Origin of the sequence: Cellulomonas sp. zg-ZUI22 (assembly GCF_017353535.1) — a bacterium.
In the GTDB taxonomy this organism is placed as follows: Bacteria; Actinomycetota; Actinomycetes; order Actinomycetales; family Cellulomonadaceae; genus Cellulomonas; species Cellulomonas wangleii.
In genome coordinates, this window is the sequence record NZ_JAFMUZ010000001.1 from 1,372,142 (window position 1) to 1,394,627 (window position 22,486).

Consider the following 22,486-nt stretch of genomic DNA (forward strand, 5'->3'; position numbering starts at 1 on the left):
CGGCCAGGCTGGTCGCATGGCCGCAGAGACCCCGCTCCCCGTCACCGTCCGTCCGGCGCGTGCGCCCCGTCCCGCCGCGGAGGACCGTTCCCTGCGGTCGGCGGTCGCGGTCGTCGCCTCGGGCCTCGTGCTCGTCGCCCTGCTCGTGGGTGGTGGTGCGATGCTCGCCACCCTCGTCGACCTCGCCTCGTGGGTCGGCGGCGCCTGACGCGTCACCGCGCCCGGCACCTCACGGCGCCCGGTGCGCCGTCCCCTCGCCCGACCGTCAGTACGCGTAGGGGAAGCCCGACCAGTCCGGCTCCCGGCGCTGCAGGAACGCGTCGCGGCCCTCGACCGCCTCGTCGGTCATGTAGGCCAGGCGCGTGGCCTCGCCCGCGAACACCTGCTGCCCGGCCAGGCCGTCGTCGGCCAGGTTGAACGCGAACTTCAGCATCCGCACCGCCTGGGGCGACTTGGTCGCCACGATCCGCGCGTACTCCAGCCCGGCGTCCTCGAGGTCCGCGTGGTCGACCACGTCGTTGACCGCACCCCACGCGTACGCGTCGTCCGCCGAGTACTCGCGGGCCAGGAAGAAGATCTCCCGCGCGCGCTTCTGCCCCACCTGCCGCGCGAGCAGCGCGGAGCCGTACCCGCCGTCGAACGACCCGACGTTCGCGTCGGTCTGCATGAACCGGGCGTGCTCCCGGCTGGCGATCGTCAGGTCCGCCACCACGTGCAGGGAGTGCCCCCCACCGGCCGCCCAGCCGTTCACCAGCGCGACGACGACCTTCGGCATCGTCCGGATCAGCCGCTGCACCTCCAGGATGTGCAGGCGTCCCGCGCGCGCCGGGTCGACCGCGGCAGCGGTCTCGCCGTCCGCGTACCGGTAGCCGTCACGGCCCCGGATGCGCTGGTCGCCGCCCGAGCAGAACGCCCAGCCGCCGTCCTTGGGCGACGGGCCGTTGCCCGTGAGCAGGACGGTGCCCACGTCGGACGTGGTCCGGGCGTGGTCGAGCACCGCGTACAGCTCGTCGACCGTGTGGGGCCGGAACGCGTTGCGGACCTCGGGCCGGTGGAAGGCGATCCGCACCACCGGGAGGTCCCGCTCGGCGGCACCCGCGGCGGCCTGCTCGGGCGTCGGGCGGGCGCGTCCCCGGTGGTAGGTCACGTCCGTGAGGTGCTCGAAGCCCTCGACGTCGCGCCAGCGCGTCGGGTCGAACGTCTGCGAGACGCGCACGGGCAGGGGGGCAGGGGTGCCGCTGTCGTTCACCGGCCCACCCTAACGAGCGCCGTAGCCTGGGGCGGTGAGCGCGCAGCCGGAGGCCGTGGTGTGGGACGTGCCGTTGCGCACCCGGTTCCGCGGGCTGACCCGACGCGACGGCGTCCTGGTGCGGGGTGACGCCGGCTGGGGGGAGTTCAGCCCGTTCCGCGACTACGACGACGTGGCCGCGACCCGGTGGTGGCGTGCGGCGCGCGAGGCCGCGGACGTGGGCTGGCCGGAGCCGGTGCGCACGCACGTCCCGGTGAACGTCACGGTCCCTGCCGTCGACCCCGAGCTCGCGCACCGCATCGTCAGCGGCTCGGGCGGCTGCCGCACGGCCAAGGTCAAGGTGGCCGAGCCGGGGCAGCCCGCCGGTGCCGACGAGGCCCGGCTCGAGGCGGTGCGTGACGCGCTGGGTCCCGACGGGGCCGTGCGCGTCGACGCCAACGCGGCGTGGGACGTCGACACCGCCGTGGCACGCCTCGCCGCGCTCGACCGGGCGGCCGGCGGCCTGGAGTACGCCGAGCAGCCCGTGCCGGGCGTCGAGGACCTCGCCGCCCTGCGCCGTCGCACGCACGTGCCGCTCGCGGCCGACGAGGCCGTGCGCCGGTCGGACGACCCGCTCGCGGTCGCGCGGCTGCAGGCCGCCGACGTCGTGGTGCTCAAGGTGCAGCCGCTCGGGGGCGTGCGGGCGTGCCTGGAGCTGGCGGAGCGCCTGGGCCTGCCCGTGGTGGTGTCGTCCGCGCTCGAGTCCTCGGTGGGGCTGGCCGCCGGTCTGGCGCTCGCGGCCGCGCTGCCCGACCTGCCGCACGCCTGCGGGCTCGCGACCGCCGCCCTGCTGGCCGAGGACCTCGTCGAGGACCCCCTGCTGCCGCGCGACGGGATGATCGAGGTCCGTCGGACGGTGCCCGCGCCGCGGCTGCTGGAGGCGGCGGCCGCGCCGCCGGAGGTCGTGGCGCACTGGCAGTCACGTCTCGCCGCCGTGACGGGTCGGGCATGATGACCGGCGTGACCCAGGACCCGACCGCACCGCGCCGCCGGCGCCGGGGCACGGCTGCGGCCGCGCCGGCGGGCGACCCGGCCGTGCCGGCGCCCGCGGTGGCCGCCGCGCGGGTGCTGGTGCAGGCGCTCGCGGCGCTCGGCGTGCGCGACGTCGTCCTCGCGCCGGGGTCCCGCAGCGCGCCGCTGGCCTACGCGCTGGCCGACGCCGCACGCCCCGACGACGAGCGGCCCGCGGGTGCCCCGGCGCTGCGGCTGCACGTGCGGATCGACGAGCGCGACGCGGGCTTCCTCGCGCTCGGGCTGAGCAAGGCGTCGGCCCACACCGGCGACCGCGGTCCCGTGCCGGCGCGGGCGGTCGCGGTCGTGACGACCTCCGGCACGGCGGTCGCCAACCTGCACCCCGCGGTGCTCGAGGCCCACCATGCTGGGCTGCCCCTGGTCGTCCTCACCGCCGACCGCCCGCACGAGCTGCGCGGCACGGGCGCCAACCAGACGACCGAGCAGGTCGGGATCTTCGGCGCGGCGGTGCGGCTGGCCGTCGACGTGCCCGCCCCCGTGGGACGCCCCGGCGAGGACCGCGACCTGCGGCGCACGGTGTCCCGGGCGGTGGCCGCCGCGACGGGTGCGCGGACGCAGGACCCCGGGCCGGTGCACCTGGACCTGGCCTTCCGCGACCCGCTCGTGCCGGGTGACGAGCCGTGGCCCGCACCGTCCGACGCGGGCCTGACCCACGTGGCCGCACGGGCGCTGCCCGCCGAGCCGGCCGGGCTGCTGACGGGGGCGGTGCCCGTCGTCGTCGACGTGCTCGACGAGCCGGGCGACGGTCGGTCGTCCCGGCGTGCGCGCGGACCGGTGCCGACGGTGGTCGTCGCCGGTGACGGCGCCGGTCCCGCGGCGGCCCGCCTCGCGGAGGCCAACGGCTGGCCGCTGCTGGCCGAGCCGTCGTCGGGCGCGCGGCAGGGGCCCACCGCGATCGGCGCCTACCGCCTGCTGCTCGCCGACGAGCGGCTCGGCGGGCGCACGGGGCGCGTCGTGGTGCTCGGCCGCCCCACGCTGTCGCGGCCCGTGCAGGCGCTGCTGGCACGCCCCGACGTCGACGTCCTCGTGGTCGCCCCCCGCGGTGCGGACTGGCCCGACGCGGCGCGCAACGCCTCCCAGGTGCTGCTCGACGTGCCGGCGCGCATGCGTCAGGGCCGCGTCGGGGCGCCCGCCGGGTGGCTCGACGCCTGGCGCACGGCCGACGCGGCGGCGCAGGACGTGCTGGCGGGTGCGCTCGACGCCCCGGAGGACGGCCGTCGCTCCCGCAGCGGCCCGCGCGTCAGCGGCTGGGCGCTGGCGCGGGCGGTCGCGCGCGCCAGCGCGCCGGACGACGTGCTGGTCGTCGGGTCGTCCAGCCCCGTGCGGGACCTCGACCTCGTCGCCCGCTGGGACCTCGCTCCGCTGGTGCTCGCGAACCGTGGGCTGGCGGGCATCGACGGCACGGTCGCGACCGCGACCGGTGTCGCGCTCGCCCTGCCGCGGCGCCGGGTGCGGGCGTACCTGGGCGACCTCACGTTCCTGCACGACGTGGGCGGGCTGCTGCGGGGGCCGGCCGAGCCGGCGGTCGACCTGCAGATCGTCGTGGCGAACGACGACGGCGGCTCGGTCTTCACGACCCTGGAGCACGGCGCGCCCGAGCGTGCCGACGTCTTCGAGCGCGTGTTCGCGACCCCGCACGGCGTGGACGTCGCCGCGCTGTGCGCCGCGTACGGCGTGCGGCACACCCGCGTGGTCGACAGCGAGGGCCTGCTGCCGGCGCTCGCGGCGCCCGGCACCGGGACGAGCGTCGTCGAGGTCCGCGTCGACCGCACGCACCGCCGCGGCCTGTCCGAGCGCCTCGCCGCCGAGGTCGCGGCGGCGGTGGACAAGGCCCTGTCGTCCGGCGGCTGAGCAGGCGCCCCCGTCCCTCCTGGCGGGCACACAGGAAGTTCCCAGGCGCCTGGGAGGCCGATCCCAGGACGACGCGGTGTGATGGGTGTCGAGAAGGAGGCAGCCATGACCACTACGCCCGAGCCGCAGCCCGGCAGCCACCCCCAGCACCACCCGACGACGCCCGTCCCCCCGCACGGCGCAGTCCCCCCGCAGGGCGCGACGCCGCCGCAGGGCGCCCCGCGCCTGTCGCCCGCGCAGGAGTGGGCCCGCTACGAGGCCGCCCAGCGTGCGCAGGCCGGCGGTGCCCCGGGCGCGCCCGGCTACGCCCCGACGACCACCGCCGCTCCCGCGGGTGACCCGTGGGCCGCGCCGACCGGGGAGCCGGGCGAGAGGTCCGGCCAGGAGCGGCGGCGCTCGTCGCGCGCGTGGGTGTGGATCGCGTCGGCAGCGGTCGTCGGCCTCCTGGTGGGCGGCGGCTCCGTCGCCGCGGCCGGTCTGCTGGACCAGGACGGGTCGTCGTCGCGGTCCGCCTCGCTCGCCGACGTGGGTCGCTCGTCGACCGACGAGGTGCCCGTCTCGGGCTCGAACGCCGAGGACCCGGACTGGCAGGCCGTGGCGGCCGCCGTGCAGGCGTCCGTCGTCGCGATCGAGGTCCAGACGGAGTCCGGCGGCGGGCAGGGGTCCGGCGTCATCATCGACGACGAGGGCCACGTGCTGACCAACAGCCACGTCGTCTCGGGCGCCCAGGGCAACGTGCAGGTGACGCTCACCGACGGCCGGATCCTCGAGGGTGAGGTCGTGGGCTCCGACGCCAGCACCGACCTGGCCGTCGTGCAGCTGCTCGACGCGCCCGACGACCTGCAGCCGGCGGCCTTCGGCAACTCCGACGAGGTCCGGGTCGGTGAGCCGGTCATGGCGGTCGGCAACCCGCTGGGCCTGGCCAACACCGTGACCACCGGCATCGTCTCGGCCGTCGACCGTCCGGTCTCGACCCTGGAGGACGGCGGCAGCGAGGCGGCGGTGACCAGCGCGATCCAGATCGACGCGGCCGTCAACCCCGGCAACTCCGGCGGTCCGCTGTTCGACGCGACGGGCCGGGTCATCGGCATCACGTCCTCGATCGCCACGCTGAGCGCGCAGTCCGGCTCGATCGGCCTCGGGTTCGCCATCCCGTCCGACCTCGCCCGGCGCGTCGCCGCGCAGCTCATCGAGGACGGCCAGGCCGAGCACGCGTTCCTCGGGGTCTCGCTGTCCGACGGTGTCGCGACGGCCGACGGCGTCACGCGCCGCGGTGCGGTCGTCGAGTCGGTCAACGAGGGCTCGCCGGCCGCCGCGGCCGGCCTGCAGGCCGGTGACGTCATCGTCGCCGTCGACGACAAGCCGGTGGGCGGCGCGGAGGCGCTCACGGCCCTCGTCCGGTCGCTGTCGTCGGGCGACGACGCGACCGTCACGGTGGTGCGCGACGGCGAGACGCGCGAGCTGGACGTCACGCTGGCCACCCGGCCCGACGACCTCGGCTCGGCGCAGCCGCGCCAGGACGACCAGGGCCAGGGCGGTCAGGGCGGTCAGGGCCAGGGCGACCAGTCCCTGCCCGGCGGCCTGACGCCCGAGCAGCTCTGGGAGTGGCTGCAGCAGCAGCAGCGGGGCCAGGGCTGACGCTCCGCCCCACCCCCTGACCCGGGTCGGCCCCACCGGGCCGCGCCCCCCCGACCGGGCCCGCCGCGATCCCCCTCCCGCGGCGGGCCCGCGGTGTCCCCGCCGGCGGGCGGCGCGGCCCCGTGCGGCGGGTCAGGACAGCGGGGGTCGGGACAGCGCGGGTCAGGACAGCGCGGGTCAGGACAGCGCGAACCGCATCGGGTCGAGCTTGGCGCGCGACTCGGCGAGCTCGGCGGCGGGGTCGGAGGCGGCGACGACGCCGCACCCGGCGAAGAGCCGCAGCCGGTGCGGGTCGTCGCGGTCCACCTCGGCGGAGCGCAGGGCGATGCCCCACTCGCCGTCGCCGTCGGCGCCGAACCAGCCCACGGGACCGGCGTACCGGCCGCGGTCCATGCCCTCGATGCGGGTGATGAGCGCGCGCGCCGCCTGCGTCGGGGTGCCGCAGACCGCGGCGGTGGGGTGCAGGGCCGCGGCCAGTGCCAGCGACGAGGGGTGTGCACCGTCGCCCTGCGGCGCGGAGAGCACACCGGTCACGTCGGACGCGAGGTGCAGCACGTTGGGCAGCGACAGCACGAACGGCACGTCGGGCACGTTCGACGACGAGCAGAAGGGCGCGAGCGCGCGGGCGACCGACGTGACCGCGTACTCGTGCTCCTCGAGGTCCTTGGAGGAGTGCGCGAGGATCGCGGCGCGTGCCATGTCGGCGTCGTCGTCGCCGGTGCGCCGGATCGTGCCGGCCAGCACCCGGGACGTGACGAGCCCGCGCTCGGAGCGCACCAGCAGCTCGGGCGTGGCGCCGATCATGCCGTCGACGCTGAAGGTCCAGCACGACCGGTACCGGTCCGCGAGCCGCTGCAGCGCCCACCGCACGTCCAGCGGGTGCTCGGTGCGGGCACGCACGTCGCGCGCGAGCACGACCTTCTCGACCTCACCGGCGCGGATCGCGGCCACGCCGCGCGCCACCACGTCCATCCAGTCGTCCGCGGCCACGGCGCCGTCGGTGTAGGTGACGTCGCCCGGTGCGCGGGGCTCGGTGCGCGGCGGCAGGACGTCCCGCAGGCGGGGCGCGGGGCCCAGCTCGCCCGCGGTGCTGACGGTCGTGAGCCACGTCCGCCCGTCGCGGCGGCCCACCACCACGCGCGGCACCACGACGACGCCGCCGGCGGGGGAGTCGTCGTCGAAGGCGAAGGAGCCGAAGGCGACCGGCCCCGTGCCGGGCAGGCGCACCTCGTCGCGCACGATCGCGCGCCCGAGCACCTCGTGCCACGCGCGCTCGGCGGCGGCGAACCGGTCGGCGCCCCGCACCTCGACGCGCACGGCCTCGCCCCAGGCGACCAGGCCGTCGCCGCGGCGCACCCAGGCCAGCGGGGCCGCCGGCCCCAGCAGGTCGAGCAGGTCCGCCGGGTCGGTCGAGCCGCCCGCGGGCAGGTCGTGGCACTCGACGGTGCGGACCACGAGAGGGTGCGGGACGCCCCCGGTGACGGGGGAGCTGGGCGACGTGCTCATCGCGTTCAGGGTAGGCCCTCACCGCCGCGGGCTCGCCCCGGAGCGGTGCGACCCACGTCTCAGCGCGGCTTGCGGGCGACGACCACGTCGCGGTCGATCGCCTGGTCGACGCGGTGCGCCAGGTCGAGGAACGGGTCGCCGTCCAGCGGCTCGAGGCCCGCGTCGACGAGCATCGCGACGAGGTCCTGACGCGGCAGCACCTTGGTGTTCCACGACAGGCCGAGCGCGCCGCCGCGGCGCAGCACCGTGACCCAGCCGGGCAGGGCGTCGGCGAGCAGGTCGCCCGGTGCGCGCGACGGCGTGCGCGGCCCGGTGACCGACCCGTGCTGGATGCCGTACGGCGCGTCGGCGACGACCACGTCGAAGAACCCGGCGCGGTACATGCGGTCGACGTCGAGCGTGTCGCCCTGCGTGACCTCGAGCGTCTGCACGTCGCCGGCCCGGAACAGCTCCTTGTCGGCCGCGAGCGTGAACGTGGTGCGCCGCCCCAGGGTCTTCCCGGCGACGCGCAGCCGCGTCGACCCCGAGCGGTGCTTGAGCCGCTTGTCCTGCAGCCAGCGGGCGGCGAACGCCGTGTACGCCTCGACGTCGCGCCGGTCGACGTCGACGCCGTACGCGTCCCACCCGTACATGAGCGCCTGGTTCAGCGTGGTGCCGCGCCCGCACATCGGGTCGAGCACCCGCAGCCGGGAGCCCAGGAACCCCTCGCGGGTCGTGGCGGCCGCGGCCGTGAGGTTCAGCAGGAGGCGGGTGAGCTGCTCGTTGGTCTTGCCGACGTACTTGAGGATCGTCAGCAGGTCGTCGTCGTAGCGGTCGAGCCGCTCGAGGTCGAGGGGGACGAGCGCGCCGTCGTCGCGCAGCTCGAACAGCGCGAACAGGGAGGAGAGGTTCGCCAGGACCCGCAGGTCCTCGGGCTCCGGTGCCGCGACGGGGACGACGAGGTACGGGACGCCGCCCATCGTGCGCTCCACCGGTCCGCCGAGGGCGCGCAGGCGCCCGTCGAGCAGCAGCTCGTCGAGCCCGAGGAGCTCGTTGCGGGTGAGGCGCGCGGCGTTGCGGGAGTACACCCGGTTGGCAGAGGGCTGGACGAGGATCGCGTACTGCGGCATGGGTGGTGAGGCCCCCGGGTCGGTCGTGCGGCGCCGCCGGCGGCGCCGCGTCCACGCTACCCGAGCACGGTGCGCGCACCGGGGCGCCGACCTGCGACCATGGGCACATGCCTCGCGCCGCCCTCGACAAGGACCCCCGCGACGTCGCCGCCATGTTCGACGCCGTCGCGCGCCGGTACGACGTCACCAACGACGTGATCTCCCTGGGTCAGGACCGTGCGTGGCGTCGCGCCACGCTCGCCGCGCTCGACGCGCAGCGCGGCGAGACGGTCCTCGACCTCGCGGCCGGCACCGGCACGTCGAGCGAGCCGCTCGCCGACGCCGGCGTGCACGTGGTGCCGTGCGACCTGTCGACCGGGATGCTGCGGGTCGGTCGCCGTCGCCGCCCGGACCTGCCGTTCGTGGCGGGCGACGCGCTGCACCTGCCCTTCGCCGACGCGTCGTTCGACGCCGTGACCATGTCGTTCGGGCTGCGCAACGTGGCGGACGTCGACGCGGCGCTGCGTGAGCTGCTGCGGGTGACGCGGCCCGGCGGGCGTCTGGTGGTGTGCGAGTTCTCGCAGCCGACGTTCGCGCCGTTCCGCACCGTGTACACGAACTACCTCATGCGCGCGCTGCCGCCGGTGGCCCGCGCGGTGTCCAAGGAGCCGGACGCCTACGTGTACCTCGCGGAGTCCATCCGGGAGTGGCCGGACCAGCGCGAGCTGGGCCGGCTGGTGCGCGCGGCCGGCTGGGAGCAGGTCGCGTACCGCAACCTCACGGGCGGCGTGGTCGCGCTGCACCGCGGCCGACGCCCCTGACGGACCCGCCCGCACGCGGCCGGGACGCCCCCGGTGTGACGCTCGTCGCGTCGCGGCCGCCGCGAGGGAGCGTCGGCGGGTGTGCGCTGCGCGCCGGCCCCGCGCTGCGCGGGTCCGCGTCGTCGGTGACGATGGTCCTCCCGCCGCGGTCCGGGCCCGGCGGCACGCTCGCGGAAGGTCGTCGGTGCTGCTCCGGGCGCCTCACCGGGACCTTCGTCCCGGGGAGCTGTTGAGGTAAGCCAACCCTTCGCAGACAGCGTCTGAGGGGCTGGTTACACTCGCCGGAGTCGCACGTGAACGTCGTCACAAGTGGGGTGGCCAGGGTGGACGGAACGACCGATGACGCGGACGTCATCGTCGTCGGCGCCGGTCCGGCCGGTGCCTCCGCGGCGTACCACTGCGCGGCCGCAGGCCTCGACGTCCTCCTGCTGGAGAAGGCGACCTTCCCGCGCGACAAGATCTGCGGCGACGGGCTGACGCCCCGCGCGGTGGCCGAGCTCGTCCGCATGGGCGTGCCGATCCGCGAGCAGGACGGCTGGATCCGCAACAAGGGCCTGCGCGTCATCGGCGGCGGCCACCGGCTCGAGCTGCCGTGGCCCGAGCTGTCGAGCTACCCGTCCTACGGGCTCGCCCGGGCGCGCACTTCGTTCGACCAGATCCTCGCCGAGCACGCCCGCGCCGCCGGCGCGAAGCTGCTCGAGGGCACGTCCGTGACGGCCCCGGTGCGCGACGAGCGCACCGGCCGCGTCGTGGGCGTGCGGGCACGGGCGGTCGGCGTCGACGGCCGCCGCACGGTCGACGCGGGCGACGAGGTCACCTACCGCGCCCCCGTCGTGGTCGCCGCCGACGGCGTCTCCGCCCGGCTCGCCACCGCCGTCGGGCGCGTCAAGCGCGACGACCGGCCGATGGGCGTCGCGGTGCGCACGTACTTCCGCACCCCGCGCCACGACGACGCGTGGATGGAGTCCCACCTCGAGCTGTGGGACGGCGCGCCCGGCCGGTCCAACCTCATGCCCGGCTACGGCTGGATCTTCGCCCTCGGCGACGGCACCGCCAACGTCGGGCTGGGATCGGTCAGCTCGACGGCCGCCGCGACGAAGGTCGACTACAAGGACCTGTTCGCGCGCTGGATGGCGAACGCCCCCGCCGAGTGGGAGTTCACCCCGGAGAACCAGACCGCGCCCGTGCGCGGTGCGGCGCTGCCCATGGGCTTCAACCGCGGCCCGCTGTACGCCGACGGGCTGCTGCTCGCGGGCGACGCCGCCGGCATGGTCAGCCCGTTCAACGGCGAGGGCATCGCGTACGGCCTGCAGGCCGGTCGCGTGGCGGCCGACGCGATCGCGCAGGGCCTCGCGCGCGGGTCCGCCGCCGGTCGCGAGCGGTCGCTGGCCACGTACCAGCAGCGCATGAAGGACGACCTGGGCGGCTACTACACGCTCGGTCGGATCTTCGTGCGGCTCATCGAGCACCCGCAGGTGATGCACGTCTGCACGCGGTACGGTCTGCCCCGGCCGCTGCTGATGAAGTTCGTGCTCAAGCTGCTGGCCGACTGCTACGAACCGCGAGGTGGCGACGTCGTGGACCGCGTCATCGCCGCGCTCGCCCGGCTGGCGCCCGATGCCTGACGCCGCCCCACCCCGCACCCGCACCCGCACCGTCCGGCCCACCCGACCGGCGTCTTCGACGAGGAGGACCGCTCGATGAGCAACCCGTACATCCCGCTCCTGGTGATGATCGGGATCGCGGCCGTCCTCGCCCTGGGTGGTGTCGGCGCGAGCGCGATCCTGGGTCCGAAGCGCTACAACCGCGCCAAGCTCGAGGCGTACGAGTGCGGCATCGAGCCGACGCCCCACGCCATCGGCGGCGGGCGCTTCCCGATCAAGTACTACCTGGTCGCGATGACCTTCATCATCTTCGACATCGAGGTCGTCTTCCTCTACCCGTGGGCCGTCGGCTTCACGGAGCTCGCGACGTACGGCCTCGTGGCCATGATGGCGTTCCTGCTGATCATCACGGTGCCGTTCGTCTACGAGTGGAAGCGCGGCGGTCTGGAGTGGGACTGATGCAGCAGCGCCCGGAACCCGCCACGACGCGCAGCCGACCGACCCTGAGGAGGGGCTGACATGGGCATCGAGGAAGCGCCCTCGGGCTTCCTGCTGACGACGGTCGAGGACCTCGTCGGCTACTTCCGCAAGGCATCGCTGTGGCCCGTGACGTTCGGGCTCGCGTGCTGCGCGATCGAGATGATGGCCGCCGGCACCAGCCGGTACGACATCTCGCGCCTCGGCATGGAGGTCTTCCGTGCCTCGCCGCGCCAGTCCGACCTCATGATCGTCGCCGGCCGGGTCAGCCAGAAGATGGCCCCCGTGGTGCGGCAGGTCTACGACCAGATGGCCGGGCCCAAGTGGGTGCTGTCGATGGGCGTCTGCGCGTCCTCCGGCGGCATGTTCAACAACTACGCGATCGTGCAGGGCGTCGACCACATCGTCCCGGTCGACATCTACCTGCCCGGCTGTCCTCCGCGCCCCGAGATGCTGCTGCACGCGATCCTCGCGCTGCACCAGCAGATCCAGGACGAGCCCCTCGGCGTCAACCGCCAGGAGGCCGCCCGCAAGGCGCAGGAGGCCGCGATGGCCGCGACCCCGACGTCGCACATGACGGGACTGCTGCGATGAGCGACGAGCGCACGACACCCGCCGAGGGCACGCCCGAGGGCACCGACCCGACGACGGGCACGAAGCCCGAGGCGACGTCGACCCCGCGCGAGGACGCCACGTCCCCCGCGGCCGACCGTCCCACCGAGGGCACCAAGCCGACGGCCGAGAAGGCGGACGCCTCCGCGGCGGTCAAGCCGGGTGAGCCCGCCCCCGCCGGGACGCAGCGCACCAGCGCCGCGGCCCTCGAGGCCGGCTCCCAGAACCTGCCCGCCGGCCCCGACCCGACGACCGCGCCGCGCACGCCGCTGGACATCGTCGACGTCCGCACCGGCATGTTCGGCGTGGCGGGCACCGGCGACACCTCCGGCTACGGCGGCCTCGTGCGGACCGTGGCGATGCCCGGCCCCAGCGAGCGGCCCTACGGCGGCTGGTTCGACGAGGTCGTCGACGTGCTGGCCGAGGTGCTCGACGAGTCGGGCACCGGCTACGCCGCGGCCGTCGAGTCGGTCGTCGTCGACCGGGGCGAGCTCACGCTGAACGTCGCGCGCGAGCACCTCGTCGAGGTCGTGCAGGCGCTGCGCGACGACCCGGACCTGCGCTTCGAGCTGTCGCTCGGGGTGTCGGGCGTCCACTTCCCGCACGACGCGGGACGTGAGTTGCACGCCGTCTACCACGTGGTGTCGGTGACCCACGGGCGACGGCTGCGGCTCGAGGTCGCGGTCGCCGAGGGCGACCCGCACATCCCCTCGACCACGGCGGTGTACCCCGCCAACGACTGGCACGAGCGCGAGACCTGGGACTTCTTCGGGATCGTGTTCGACGGCCACCCGGGGCTCGCGCGCATCGAGATGCCCGACGACTGGCCGGGCCACCCGCAGCGCAAGGACTACCCCCTCGGCGGCATCCCGGTCGAGTACAAGGGCGCCACCGTGCCGCCCCCGGACCAGCGGAGGTCGTACAGCTGATGACCGCCCCCACGTCGCAGACCCCCCACGCGACCCGTCACGTCCCGTTGTCCGAGACCGAGGGTGTGCCCTCGTTCGAGGCCTCCGGCGGCGACTGGTCCGACATCGCCGAGGAGGCCGCGCGCCTCGGCGAGGAGCGCATCGTCGTCAACATGGGCCCCCAGCACCCGTCCACCCACGGCGTGCTGCGGCTCATGCTCGAGATCGACGGCGAGACCGTCACCGAGGCCCGGGCCGGCATCGGCTACCTCCACACGGGCATCGAGAAGAACATGGAGTTCCGCACCTGGACCCAGGGCGTGACCTTCTGCACCCGGATGGACTACGTCGCGCCGCTGTTCCAGGAGGCCGGCTACTGCCTGGCCGTGGAGAAGCTGCTCGGCATCACGGACGACGTCCCGGAGCGGGCGTCGGTCATCCGCGTGCTGATGATGGAGCTCAACCGCATCTCGTCGCACCTGGTGTTCCTGGCCACGGGCGGCAACGAGCTGGGCGCCACGACGATCATGATCCTGGGCTTCACGGCCCGCGAGGAGATCCTCAAGATCTTCGAGCTGATCTCCGGCCTGCGCATGAACCACGCGTACATCCGCCCCGGCGGCGTCGCGCAGGACGTGCCCCCGGGCGCGATCGACTCCGTGCGCGAGGCGCTGGGCAAGGTCCGGGGCTACATGCGTCAGCTCGAGGACCTCATGCTGGCGAACCCGATCCTGCAGGCGCGCATGAAGGACGTCGGCGTGCTGAGCCTGGCGGCCTGCATGTCGCTGGGCGTCACCGGCCCCCTGCTGCGCGCCACCGGCCTGCCGTACGACGTGCGCAAGACCGACCCGTACTGCGGCTACGAGACCTACGACTTCGACGTGCCGACGAACGACGCGGCCGACTCGTGGGGCCGCCTGCTGGTGCGGATCGAGGAGTGCTACCAGTCGATGCGGATCGTCGAGCAGTGCCTCGAGCGGCTCGCCGAGCCGGGGCCGGTCATGGTCGCGGACAAGAAGATCGCGTGGCCGGCGCAGCTGGCCATCGGCACCGACGGCATGGGCAACTCGCTGGACCACATCCGCGAGATCATGGGCACCTCGATGGAGTCCCTCATCCACCACTTCAAGCTGGTGACCGAGGGCTTCCGCGTGCCGGCCGGGCAGGTGTTCCAGACCGTCGAGCACCCGCGCGGCGAGCTGGGCGTGCACCTCGTCTCCGACGGCGGGACCAAGCCGTACCGGGCGCACTTCCGCGACCCGTCGTTCAACAACCTGCAGGCCGTCTCCATGATGTGCGAGGGCGGGCAGATCGCCGACGTCGTCGTCGCTGTGGCGTCGATCGACCCGGTGCTGGGAGGGGTGGACCGCTGATGTCCGTCGAGCACGCGGGCGCGGCTGCGCCCCACGACCACGGCCGGGCCCCGGGGGAGCGGCACGCCACGGGGTACGACGAGCAGACCCGCGCCCGGCTGACGGCCGACGCGCAGGAGATCATCGCCCGCTACCCGCAGGCGCGCTCCGCGCTGCTGCCGATGCTGCACCTGGTGCAGTCGGAGGACGGCTACGTCAGCCCGCGGGGCATCGCGTTCTGCGCGGCGACCCTCGGCCTCTCGACCGCCGAGGTCTCGGCCGTCGCGACGTTCTACACGCAGTACAAGCGGCACCCCAACGGCACGTACACGGTGGGCGTGTGCACCAACACGCTCTGCGCGGTCATGGGCGGCGACGCGATCTGGGAGGAGCTCAGCGAGCACCTCGGGATCGGTCACGACGAGACCACGGACGACGGCGCGATCACGCTCGAGCGCATCGAGTGCAACGCGGCGTGCGACTACGCGCCGGTGGTGATGGTCAACTGGGAGTTCTTCGACAACCAGACCCCGGCCTCCGCCGTCGAGGTCGTCGACAAGCTGGTCGAGGGCGCGCCGGTGGCGCCGACCCGCGGTGCGTCGTCGGTCTGCACGTTCAAGGAGATGAGCCGCGTGCTGGCCGGCTTCCCCGACGGCCGCGCCGACGAGGGCGTGGGCGCCGGTGAGCCGACGCTGCGCGGCACGCTGCTGGCGAAGGAGCGCGGCTGGACGGCCCCGCCGTTCGACGCGGACGAGCGCAGCGCCGCCACCGGCGCCACGCACGGCGAGCCGGACGCGGGCGAGGCGCAGTCGAGCGCCGACCGCCCGGAGACGACGCCCGCCGACGTCTCGCCGGCCGGCGAGCAGCGCAAGCAGAAGTCCGACGACGCGAAGGAGTCGTGATGACGACCCTGACCCCCGTGCTGTCCGCGCACTGGGACGCGGACCGGTCGTGGAAGCTCGAGCGCTACGAGGCCGACGGCGGTTACCGCGGTCTGCGTCGGGCGCTGGGCATGGCCCCGGCCGACGTCGTGACGACGGTGAAGGACTCGGGCCTGCGCGGCCGCGGCGGCGCCGGCTTCCCCACCGGCATGAAGTGGGGCTTCCTGCCCGCACCCGACGGCGGGCCGCGCTACCTCGTGGTCAACGCCGACGAGTCCGAGCCGGGCACCTGCAAGGACATCCCGCTGATGATGGCGAGCCCGCAGGAGCTCATCGAGGGCGTGATCATCACGTCCTACGCCATCGGGTGCCACCACGCGTTCATCTACGTGCGCGGCGAGGTCGTGCACGTGTACCGCCGCCTGCTCGAGGCCGTGCGCGAGGCGCGCGCGGCCGGCTACCTGGGCACCGACATCCTCGGGTCGGGCTTCGACCTGGAGATCACGGTCCACGCGGGTGCCGGCGCGTACATCTGCGGCGAGGAGACGGCGCTGCTCGACTCGCTCGAGGGCCTGCGCGGCCAGCCGCGACTCAAGCCCCCGTTCCCCGCGGTCGCGGGCCTGTACGCGCGCCCCACGGTCGTCAACAACGTCGAGTCCGTGGCGTCGGTGCCGGGGATCCTCGTCGGCGGTGCCGACTGGTTCACGTCCATGGGCACCGAGCGCTCCGCGGGCCACGGCCTGTTCTCGCTGTCCGGCCACGTCACGCGGCCCGGTCAGTACGAGGCGCCGCTGGGCATCACGCTGCGCGAGCTGCTGGAGATGGCGGGCGGCGTCCGCGAGGGCCACGAGCTGAAGTTCTGGACCCCGGGCGGCTCGTCGACGCCGATCTTCACCGCGGAGCACCTCGACGTGCCGCTGGACTACGAGTCGGTCGGCAAGGCCGGCTCCATGCTCGGCACCCGCGCGCTGCAGATCTTCGACGAGACGGTCTCGGTCGTGAAGGCCGTGTCGCGCTGGATCCAGTTCTACAAGCACGAGTCCTGCGGCAAGTGCACGCCCTGCCGCGAGGGCACGTTCTGGCTCGCGCAGATCATGGGCCGCCTCGAGGCGGGCCAGGGCACGTCGGCCGACATCGACCTGCTGCTCGACCTGTGCGACAACATCCTCGGCCGCGCGTTCTGCGCGCTCGGCGACGGCGCCACCAGCCCGGTGACCAGCGCCATCCAGTACTTCCGGGAGGAGTTCGAGGCGGGCACGCACACGCCCGCCGACGTCCTCTTCCCGCCGGAGCGCGCCGCGCTCTTCGACTACACGCCGCGTCGCAGCACGCAGCTGGCGGGGGTGCACGCATGACGATCACGACCCCTCGGGGCACGCAGACGACGCCGCTGGTGCCGGCGGCACCGCCGCCCGCGCCCGCGGAGCCGTCGGACACCGTCACGTTCAGCGTCGACGGGATCGAGACGACCGTGCCGAAGGGCACGCTGGTGATCCGGGCCGCCGAGGAGCTGGGGATCCAGATCCCGCGGTTCTGCGACCACCCGCTGCTGGCGCCCGCCGGCGCCTGCCGCCAGTGCCTCGTCGAGGTGTGGGCGCCCGGGCGTGACGGCAACCTGGCGAAGATGCCCAAGCCGCAGGCGTCCTGCACGTTGCAGGCCACGCCGGGCATGCAGGTCAAGACGCAGCACACGTCGCCCGAGGCCGACAAGGCCCAGCACGGCGTCATGGAGCTGCTGCTCATCAACCACCCGCTCGACTGCCCCGTCTGCGACAAGGGCGGCGAGTGCCCCCTGCAGAACCAGGCGATGAGCAACGGCCGGGCCGCGACGCGGTTCGTCGACGTCAAGCGGACGTTCCCCAAGCCGATCGCCGTGTCGACGCAGGTGCTGCTCGACCGCGAGCGGTGCGTGCTCTGCCAGCGCTGCACCCGGTTCTCCGAGGAGATCGCCGGCGACGTCTGGATCGACCTGCAGAAGCGCGGCGCGCAGCAGCAGATCGGCACGTTCGACACCGAGGTGCTCGGGTTCGCCGGGGACACCCCGGTCGGGGCCTCCACGCTCGACACGAGCGGACGCCCGTTCGCGTCCTACTTCTCCGGCAACACCGTGCAGATCTGCCCGGTCGGCGCCCTGACGTCGGCGGCCTACCGCTTCCGCTCGCGGCCGTTCGACCTCGTGTCGGTGCCGTCGATCGCGGAGCACGACGCCAACGGCTCCGCGATCCGGGTGGACCACCGCCGCGGCGTGGTGCTGCGCCGCCTCGCCGGCGACGACCCGGCCGTGAACCAGGAGTGGATCAGCGACAAGGACCGCTTCGCGTTCCACTGGCAGTCGGCACCGGACCGCGTCACCACGCCGCTGGTGCGCCGCCGGCTCCCGGACGGGACGCGCGGCGAGCTCGAGCCGTGCTCGTGGATCGAGGCGCTGGACACCGCGGCGGCGGGCCTGCAGGCCGCGCTCGACGCGGACGGGTCCGGCGTGGCGGTGCTGCCCGGCGGTCGCCTCACGCTCGAGGACGCCTACGCGTACGCCAAGCTGGCCCGCGTGGTGCTCGGCACCAACGACATCGACCACCGTGCCCGTCCGCACTCCGCGGAGGAGGCCGAGTTCCTCGGTCACCACGTCGCCGGCCGCACGCTGCAGGTGACGTTCGGCGACCTGGTCGCGGCGCCCGCCGTGCTGTGCGTCGCGTACGAGCCCGAGGAGGAGGGCGGCATCCTCTTCCTGCGGCTGCGGTCCTCCGTGGTCGCCGGCCGCACGCGGGTGTTCTCGGTGGCCGCGCTGGCCAGCCGGGGCCTCGAGCGGCTCGACGGCACGCTGCTGGCCGCCGCTCCCGGCACCGAGCCCGAGGTGCTCGACGCGATCGCCGCGGGCGCGCACGACGCCCTGGGCGAGACCGCCGAGGCGCTCGCCGCCGACGGCGCCGTGATCCTCGTCGGGGAGCGCGCGGCCACCGTGCCGGGCGCCCTGACGGCCGTGCTGCGGCTCGCCGAGCGCACGGGGGCCCGCGTCGCGTGGATCCCGCGCCGCGCGGGGGAGCGCGCGGCGATCGAGGCGGGCACGCTGCCCACGCTGCTGCCCGGCGGTCGTCCTGTCGCCGACGCCTCCGCGCGGGTCGACCTCGCCGCGGTCTGGGGCGTCGACGACCTGCCCGCCGCCCCCGGCCGCAGCGCGGACGAGATCCTCGCCGCAGCGGCCGACGGCCACCTGGGTGCGCTCGTCGTCGGCGGGGTGGAGCCCGCCGACCACGCCGACCCGGCGCTCGCCCGCGCGGCGCTCGACGCGGTGCCCTTCCTCGTCTCGCTCGAGGTCCGGCACAGCGAGGTCACCGACCGCGCCGACGTGGTGCTGCCCGTGGCGCCGCCGGTCGAGAAGCCCGGCACGTTCGTCACCTGGGAGGGACGCCCCAGGCCGTTCGCGCAGGCGCTGACGACCACGCAGCTGTCCGACTTCCGGGTGCTGGACCGCCTCGCGGACGCGCTCGGCGCGGACCTCGGGCTGCGGTCCCTCGCGGACGTGCACGGCGAGCTCGACCAGCTCGGCGGCTGGGACGGTGCGCGTGTCGACGCCCCGTCGACCGCACCCGCCGAGCCGCCCGCGGTGCCCCCGGGCCACGCGGTGCTCGCGACGTGGCACCAGCTGCTCGACGCGGGCCGGCTGCAGGACGGCGAGCCGTACCTCGCGGGGACGGCCAAGCGGTCGGTCGCGCGCGTGTCGGCCGCCACGGCGGCGGCAGCGGGCCTGGCGGACGGTGACGAGGTCGCCGTCCGCACCGACCGCGGGACGGTCGTCGCGCCCGTGCAGGTCACGGACATGGCCGACCACGTGGTCTGGCTGCCGACCAACCCCCGGGGCGGCGCCGTGCGCGACCGGCTCGGTGCGGTCGGCGGGACCGTGGTCCGGCTCGAGCGCGTCGGACGGTCGGACCACCCCGGGATGACGGCGCACGCCGCGTCCGGGCTCACGGGCGACGCCGCGGAGGCCGTCGCCGGCGTCCGCGTGGACGAGGAGGAGCGGGCATGAGCGTGCTGCCCATGGTGCTGGCGTCGGCCGTCGGTGACGGGGCGGTCGCCCCGGTGACCGCGGACTTCAGCCAGGACGTGTTCTGGGTGTGGCTGGTCAAGGCCGTCGGGATCATCGTCTTCCTGCTGACGAGCGTCCTCATCGCCATCTGGTTCGAGCGCCGCGTCGTGGGACGCATGCAGCTGCGGCCGGGTCCGAACGTGCACGGGCCGTTCGGTCTGCTGCAGTCGCTCGCCGACGCGATGAAGCTCCTCGTCAAGGAGGACGTCACCGTCAAGGCGGCGGACAAGTTCGTCTACATCCTCGCGCCGATGATCGCGGTGCTGTGCTCGCTGCTGGTCTACGCGGTCATCCCGTTCGGGCCCGAGGTCAGCATCTTCGGCGTCGTCACCCCGCTGCAGCTGACCGACTTCTCGGTCGCCGTGCTCTACATCCTCGCCTGCGCGGCGGTCGGCGTGTACGGCATCGTGCTCGGTGGCTGGTCCTCGAACTCGACCTACCCGCTGCTCGGCGGCGTCCGCTCCACGGCCCAGGTCATCTCCTACGAGCTGGCGATGGGTCTGTCCCTGGTCAGCGTGTTCATCATGGCCGGCTCCATGTCGACGTCGCAGATCGTCGACTCCCAGACGCAGATCTGGTGGTTCCTGCCGCTCCTGCCGGCCTTCGTGATCTACGTGATCTCGATGGTGGGCGAGACCAACCGCCTGCCGTTCGACCTGCCCGAGGCCGAGGGCGAGCTGGTCGGTGGCTACACCACCGAGTACTCGTCGATGAAGTTCGCGTGGTTCTTCCTCGCCGAGTACATCAACATGCTCAACGTGTCGGCCGTGGCCACCACGCTGTTCTTCGGCGGCTGGCGCGCCCCGTGGCCGCTGTCGGCGATCAACGACGGCATGTTCAACACCGGCTGGTGGCCGTTCCTGTGGTTCGTCGCCAAGGTCTGGCTGTTCATGTTCCTGTTCGTCTGGATCCGAGGCTCCGTGCTCCGGTTCCGGTACGACCAGTTCATGAAGATCGGCTGGAAGGTGCTCATCCCGGCCGCGCTGGGCTGGGTGGTCTGCGTGACGTTCGTGCAGGCCGCCCGCCGGCTGTGGGACGTCGACCTGCGCACCCTGCTGTTCGTCCTCGCGGGCCTCGTGCTGGTGGGGCTGGTCATCTCGTTCCTGGTGCCGGAGAAGCGGCAGGAGCCGACGCCCCGGCCGACCGGCCCGCAGGAGATCGACCCCTTCGCCGACGGCTACCCGGTGCCGCCGCTGCCGGGGCAGGTGCTGCCGCCGTCCCCGCGCGCGCAGCGACGCCTGGCGGCGACCGACACCGGTGACACGTCCGGACCCGAGACCCCGTTGGAGGTGCGCGGTGGCTGAGCAGCGCAAGAAGAAGGCGGCGCCGGGCGCGGGCCGACCGGCCCGCGGTGACGCGCAGGTGCAGCCCGCCGCGCGCGGCGGCGGCGAGGTCGACCGGCCGGCCGAGGGCTACGAGTCGCTCATCGAGAAGCGCTCTGGCCTGAGTGAGGTGCTCGCACCGGTCGCCGGCTTCGGCGTCACGTTCGCGAACATGTTCAAGCCCACCGTGACCGAGCAGTACCCGCGCGAGCGGGTGCTCACCAAGCCCCGCTACCACGGGCGGCACCAGCTCAACCGGTACCCCGACGGGCTCGAGAAGTGCATCGGGTGCGAGCTGTGCGCGTGGGCGTGCCCCGCGGACGCGATCTACGTCGAGGGCGGGGACAACACCCCCGAGGCGCAGTTCTCGCCGGGGGAGCGGTACGGCCGCGTCTACCAGATCAACTACCTGCGCTGCATCTTCTGCGGCCTGTGCATCGAGGCGTGCCCGACCCGTGCGCTGACCATGACCAACGAGTACGAGCTCGCGGGCCCGACCCGCCCCGGCCTGATCTGGGAGAAGCAGGACCTGCTGGCCCCGCTGCGCTCGGGCCAGCTCGCGACGCCGCACCCGATGGTCGAGGGCACGTCGGACACCGACTACTACCGCGGCGAGGTCACCGGCGTGACCGACGAGCAGGTGGCCTGGGTCGCCGAGCACCGCCCGGACGACCCGACGTTGCCCGAGAACGCCGCGAAGGGCGCCACCGTGCCGGACCTCGGGACGACGCGCCTCGCGCAGCGTGCGATCACGGCGGCCGCGCACCGCCAGGGAGGTGCCCGGTGAGCCCGCTGTTCACCGCGCTGCCGGCAGCCGCCGGCGCGCTCACCGAGTCCGGCCAGACCAGCACCGCGGAGGCCGTGCTGTTCTGGACGCTCGGGCCCCTCATGGTGCTCGCCGCCCTGGGCCTGCTGTTCGCCCGCAAGGCCGTGCACGCGGCCCTCGCGGTCATCTTCATCATGATCTCGCTGGCGTTCATGTACGTCGCGCAGGGAGCCGAGTTCCTCGGCGTCGTCCAGGTGGTCGTCTACACGGGCGCCGTGATGATGCTCTTCCTGTTCGTGCTCATGCTGGTCGGTGTCGACCGCTCGGACTCGCTGGTCGAGACGATCCGGGGCCAGCGGTGGATCGGTGGCCTGGCAGGCCTCGGCCTGGCCGTGGTGCTCGCCGGTGTCGTCGGGCGGGCGACCTACGGTCCGCCCACCGGCCTGGCCGAGGCGAACCTGCCGTCCAACCCGCAGGCCGTCGCCCACGTGATCTTCGGGCAGCACGTGCTGGCGATGGAGGTGGTCGGGGCGCTCCTGGTGACCGCCGCGCTGGGCGCGCTGGTGCTGACGCACCGCGGGCGGCTCACGCCGAAGGTCGGGCAGCGCGAGCTGGCCGAGCGCCGGCTGCGCGCGGGGGCGCACCCCGTGTCGCTCCCGGCCCCGGGCGTCTACGCCCGGCACAACGCCATGGACGTCCCCGCGCTCGGCCCCGACGGCACGCCGCTGGAGAGCTCCGTGCCGCGCGTGCTGCGGGTCCGCGGCCAGGAGGCGGACGCCCGTGCGTACGCCGCGCGGATCGACCGGGTGCTCGCCGGCGGCTGGGCCGTCGGTGCGGGCACGTTCACGTCCGACGAGTCGTACCGCGGCGGGCCCGACGGCCCCGTCGAGGGTGCGGTGACCATCCGCGAGCCGCAGGCCCCGGCCGAGGACGCGACCCCCGAGGAGGACGGCCGGTGAGCCTGACCCACTACCTGGTCCTGGCCGCGATCCTGTTCGCGATCGGCGCGACCACGGTGCTGCTGCGCCGTAACGCGATCATCGTGTTCATGGGTGTCGAGCTCATGCTCAACTCCACGAACCTGCTGCTCGTCACGTTCTCGCGCATGCACGGCAACCTGTCCGGCCAGGTCCTCGCGTTCTTCGTGATGGTCGTCGCCGCCGCCGAGGTCGTGGTCGGCCTGGCGATCATCGTGTCCATCTTCCGGACCAGACGCTCGGCGTCCGTCGACGACGTCAACCTGCTGAAGAGCTGAG

The 22,486-nt window shown here is 74.5% G+C and carries 20 protein-coding genes; 17 read left to right on the forward strand and 3 right to left on the reverse strand.

The genetic code is table 11. The features are described 5' to 3' along the window. The first annotated feature begins 16 nt into the window (after positions 1–16). Positions 17–208: a hypothetical protein gene (locus tag J1G43_RS06280; RefSeq protein ID WP_207339936.1), complete on the forward strand. Its 192-nt coding sequence runs from the start codon at positions 17–19 to the stop codon at positions 206–208. A gap of 57 nt (positions 209–265) precedes the next feature. Here J1G43_RS06280 and J1G43_RS06285 read toward each other — a convergent pair whose 3' ends face one another. Beyond that, positions 266–1,249: a 1,4-dihydroxy-2-naphthoyl-CoA synthase gene (locus tag J1G43_RS06285; protein WP_207339105.1), complete on the reverse strand. Its 984-nt coding sequence runs from the start codon at positions 1,247–1,249 to the stop codon at positions 266–268. A gap of 34 nt (positions 1,250–1,283) precedes the next feature. On the opposite strand from J1G43_RS06285, the gene J1G43_RS06290 reads away from it, so the two are divergent. The 3 genes from J1G43_RS06290 to J1G43_RS06300 all read left to right on the forward strand — a co-directional run bounded on the left by J1G43_RS06290 (position 1,284) and on the right by J1G43_RS06300 (position 5,809). Continuing rightward, a complete protein-coding gene (locus J1G43_RS06290; RefSeq protein ID WP_207339104.1) occupies positions 1,284–2,240 on the forward strand; it encodes an o-succinylbenzoate synthase in 957 nt (318 codons plus the stop codon). Further along, positions 2,240–4,171, forward strand: coding sequence for a 2-succinyl-5-enolpyruvyl-6-hydroxy-3-cyclohexene-1-carboxylic-acid synthase (gene menD, locus J1G43_RS06295; RefSeq protein WP_242635217.1), 1,932 nt, complete (start codon positions 2,240–2,242; stop codon positions 4,169–4,171). Before J1G43_RS06290 ends, menD begins: the two co-directional genes overlap by 1 nt. 105 nt (positions 4,172–4,276) lie before the next feature. After that, entirely contained in the window at positions 4,277–5,809 is a 1,533-nt protein-coding gene (locus tag J1G43_RS06300) for a S1C family serine protease (protein ID WP_242635218.1), read from the forward strand. 177 nt (positions 5,810–5,986) lie between these two features. On the opposite strand, the gene J1G43_RS06305 is transcribed toward J1G43_RS06300, so the two are convergent. Further along, complete coding sequence (locus J1G43_RS06305; protein WP_207339101.1) at positions 5,987–7,315, reverse strand: isochorismate synthase MenF; 1,329 nt, start codon at positions 7,313–7,315, stop codon at positions 5,987–5,989. Positions 7,316–7,374: 59 nt separating this feature from the next. Continuing rightward, positions 7,375–8,424, reverse strand: coding sequence for a TRM11 family methyltransferase (locus tag J1G43_RS06310; RefSeq protein WP_207339100.1), 1,050 nt, complete (start codon positions 8,422–8,424; stop codon positions 7,375–7,377). A 107-nt stretch (positions 8,425–8,531) separates the two neighbouring features. Here J1G43_RS06310 and J1G43_RS06315 point away from each other — a divergent pair, with 107 nt between their 5' ends. From J1G43_RS06315 to nuoK, 13 genes are all read left to right on the forward strand, one after another. Beyond that, complete coding sequence (locus J1G43_RS06315; RefSeq protein WP_207339099.1) at positions 8,532–9,224, forward strand: demethylmenaquinone methyltransferase; 693 nt, start codon at positions 8,532–8,534, stop codon at positions 9,222–9,224. A gap of 323 nt (positions 9,225–9,547) precedes the next feature. After that, a complete protein-coding gene (locus J1G43_RS06320; protein ID WP_207339098.1) occupies positions 9,548–10,849 on the forward strand; it encodes a geranylgeranyl reductase family protein in 1,302 nt (433 codons plus the stop codon). Between the two features lie 75 nt (positions 10,850–10,924). After that, positions 10,925–11,287: an NADH-quinone oxidoreductase subunit A gene (locus J1G43_RS06325; protein WP_089798376.1), complete on the forward strand. Its 363-nt coding sequence runs from the start codon at positions 10,925–10,927 to the stop codon at positions 11,285–11,287. Between the two features lie 60 nt (positions 11,288–11,347). Next, complete coding sequence (locus J1G43_RS06330) at positions 11,348–11,899, forward strand: NADH-quinone oxidoreductase subunit B family protein (RefSeq protein ID WP_089798377.1); 552 nt, start codon at positions 11,348–11,350, stop codon at positions 11,897–11,899. Positions 11,900–12,144: 245 nt separating this feature from the next. After that, positions 12,145–12,846: an NADH-quinone oxidoreductase subunit C gene (locus J1G43_RS06335; protein WP_207378297.1), complete on the forward strand. Its 702-nt coding sequence runs from the start codon at positions 12,145–12,147 to the stop codon at positions 12,844–12,846. Beyond that, the gene (locus J1G43_RS06340) at positions 12,846–14,198 is read left to right on the forward strand and encodes an NADH-quinone oxidoreductase subunit D (protein WP_207339096.1); all 1,353 of its coding nucleotides are present in this window, start codon (positions 12,846–12,848) and stop codon (positions 14,196–14,198) included. Before J1G43_RS06335 ends, J1G43_RS06340 begins: the two co-directional genes overlap by 1 nt. After that, positions 14,198–15,079 (forward strand): NADH-quinone oxidoreductase subunit NuoE, encoded by an 882-nt coding sequence (nuoE, locus tag J1G43_RS06345; RefSeq protein WP_207378165.1) that lies wholly within the window; start codon positions 14,198–14,200, stop codon positions 15,077–15,079. The genes J1G43_RS06340 and nuoE overlap by 1 nt, the downstream gene beginning before the upstream one ends. Further along, a complete protein-coding gene (gene nuoF, locus J1G43_RS06350) occupies positions 15,079–16,413 on the forward strand; it encodes an NADH-quinone oxidoreductase subunit NuoF (protein ID WP_207339094.1) in 1,335 nt (444 codons plus the stop codon). Before nuoE ends, nuoF begins: the two co-directional genes overlap by 1 nt. Continuing rightward, a complete protein-coding gene (locus tag J1G43_RS06355; RefSeq protein ID WP_207339093.1) occupies positions 16,410–19,082 on the forward strand; it encodes an NADH-quinone oxidoreductase subunit G in 2,673 nt (890 codons plus the stop codon). Before nuoF ends, J1G43_RS06355 begins: the two co-directional genes overlap by 4 nt. Then, positions 19,079–20,446 (forward strand): NADH-quinone oxidoreductase subunit NuoH, encoded by a 1,368-nt coding sequence (gene nuoH, locus J1G43_RS06360; RefSeq protein WP_207339092.1) that lies wholly within the window; start codon positions 19,079–19,081, stop codon positions 20,444–20,446. Before J1G43_RS06355 ends, nuoH begins: the two co-directional genes overlap by 4 nt. Then, complete coding sequence (gene nuoI, locus J1G43_RS06365; RefSeq protein WP_372434839.1) at positions 20,439–21,251, forward strand: NADH-quinone oxidoreductase subunit NuoI; 813 nt, start codon at positions 20,439–20,441, stop codon at positions 21,249–21,251. The genes nuoH and nuoI overlap by 8 nt, the downstream gene beginning before the upstream one ends. Further along, the gene (locus J1G43_RS06370) at positions 21,248–22,189 is read left to right on the forward strand and encodes an NADH-quinone oxidoreductase subunit J (RefSeq protein WP_249670586.1); all 942 of its coding nucleotides are present in this window, start codon (positions 21,248–21,250) and stop codon (positions 22,187–22,189) included. The genes nuoI and J1G43_RS06370 overlap by 4 nt, the downstream gene beginning before the upstream one ends. Then, a complete protein-coding gene (gene nuoK / locus J1G43_RS06375; RefSeq protein WP_089798384.1) occupies positions 22,186–22,485 on the forward strand; it encodes an NADH-quinone oxidoreductase subunit NuoK in 300 nt (99 codons plus the stop codon). Before J1G43_RS06370 ends, nuoK begins: the two co-directional genes overlap by 4 nt. The last annotated feature ends 1 nt before the right edge of the window (position 22,486 follow it).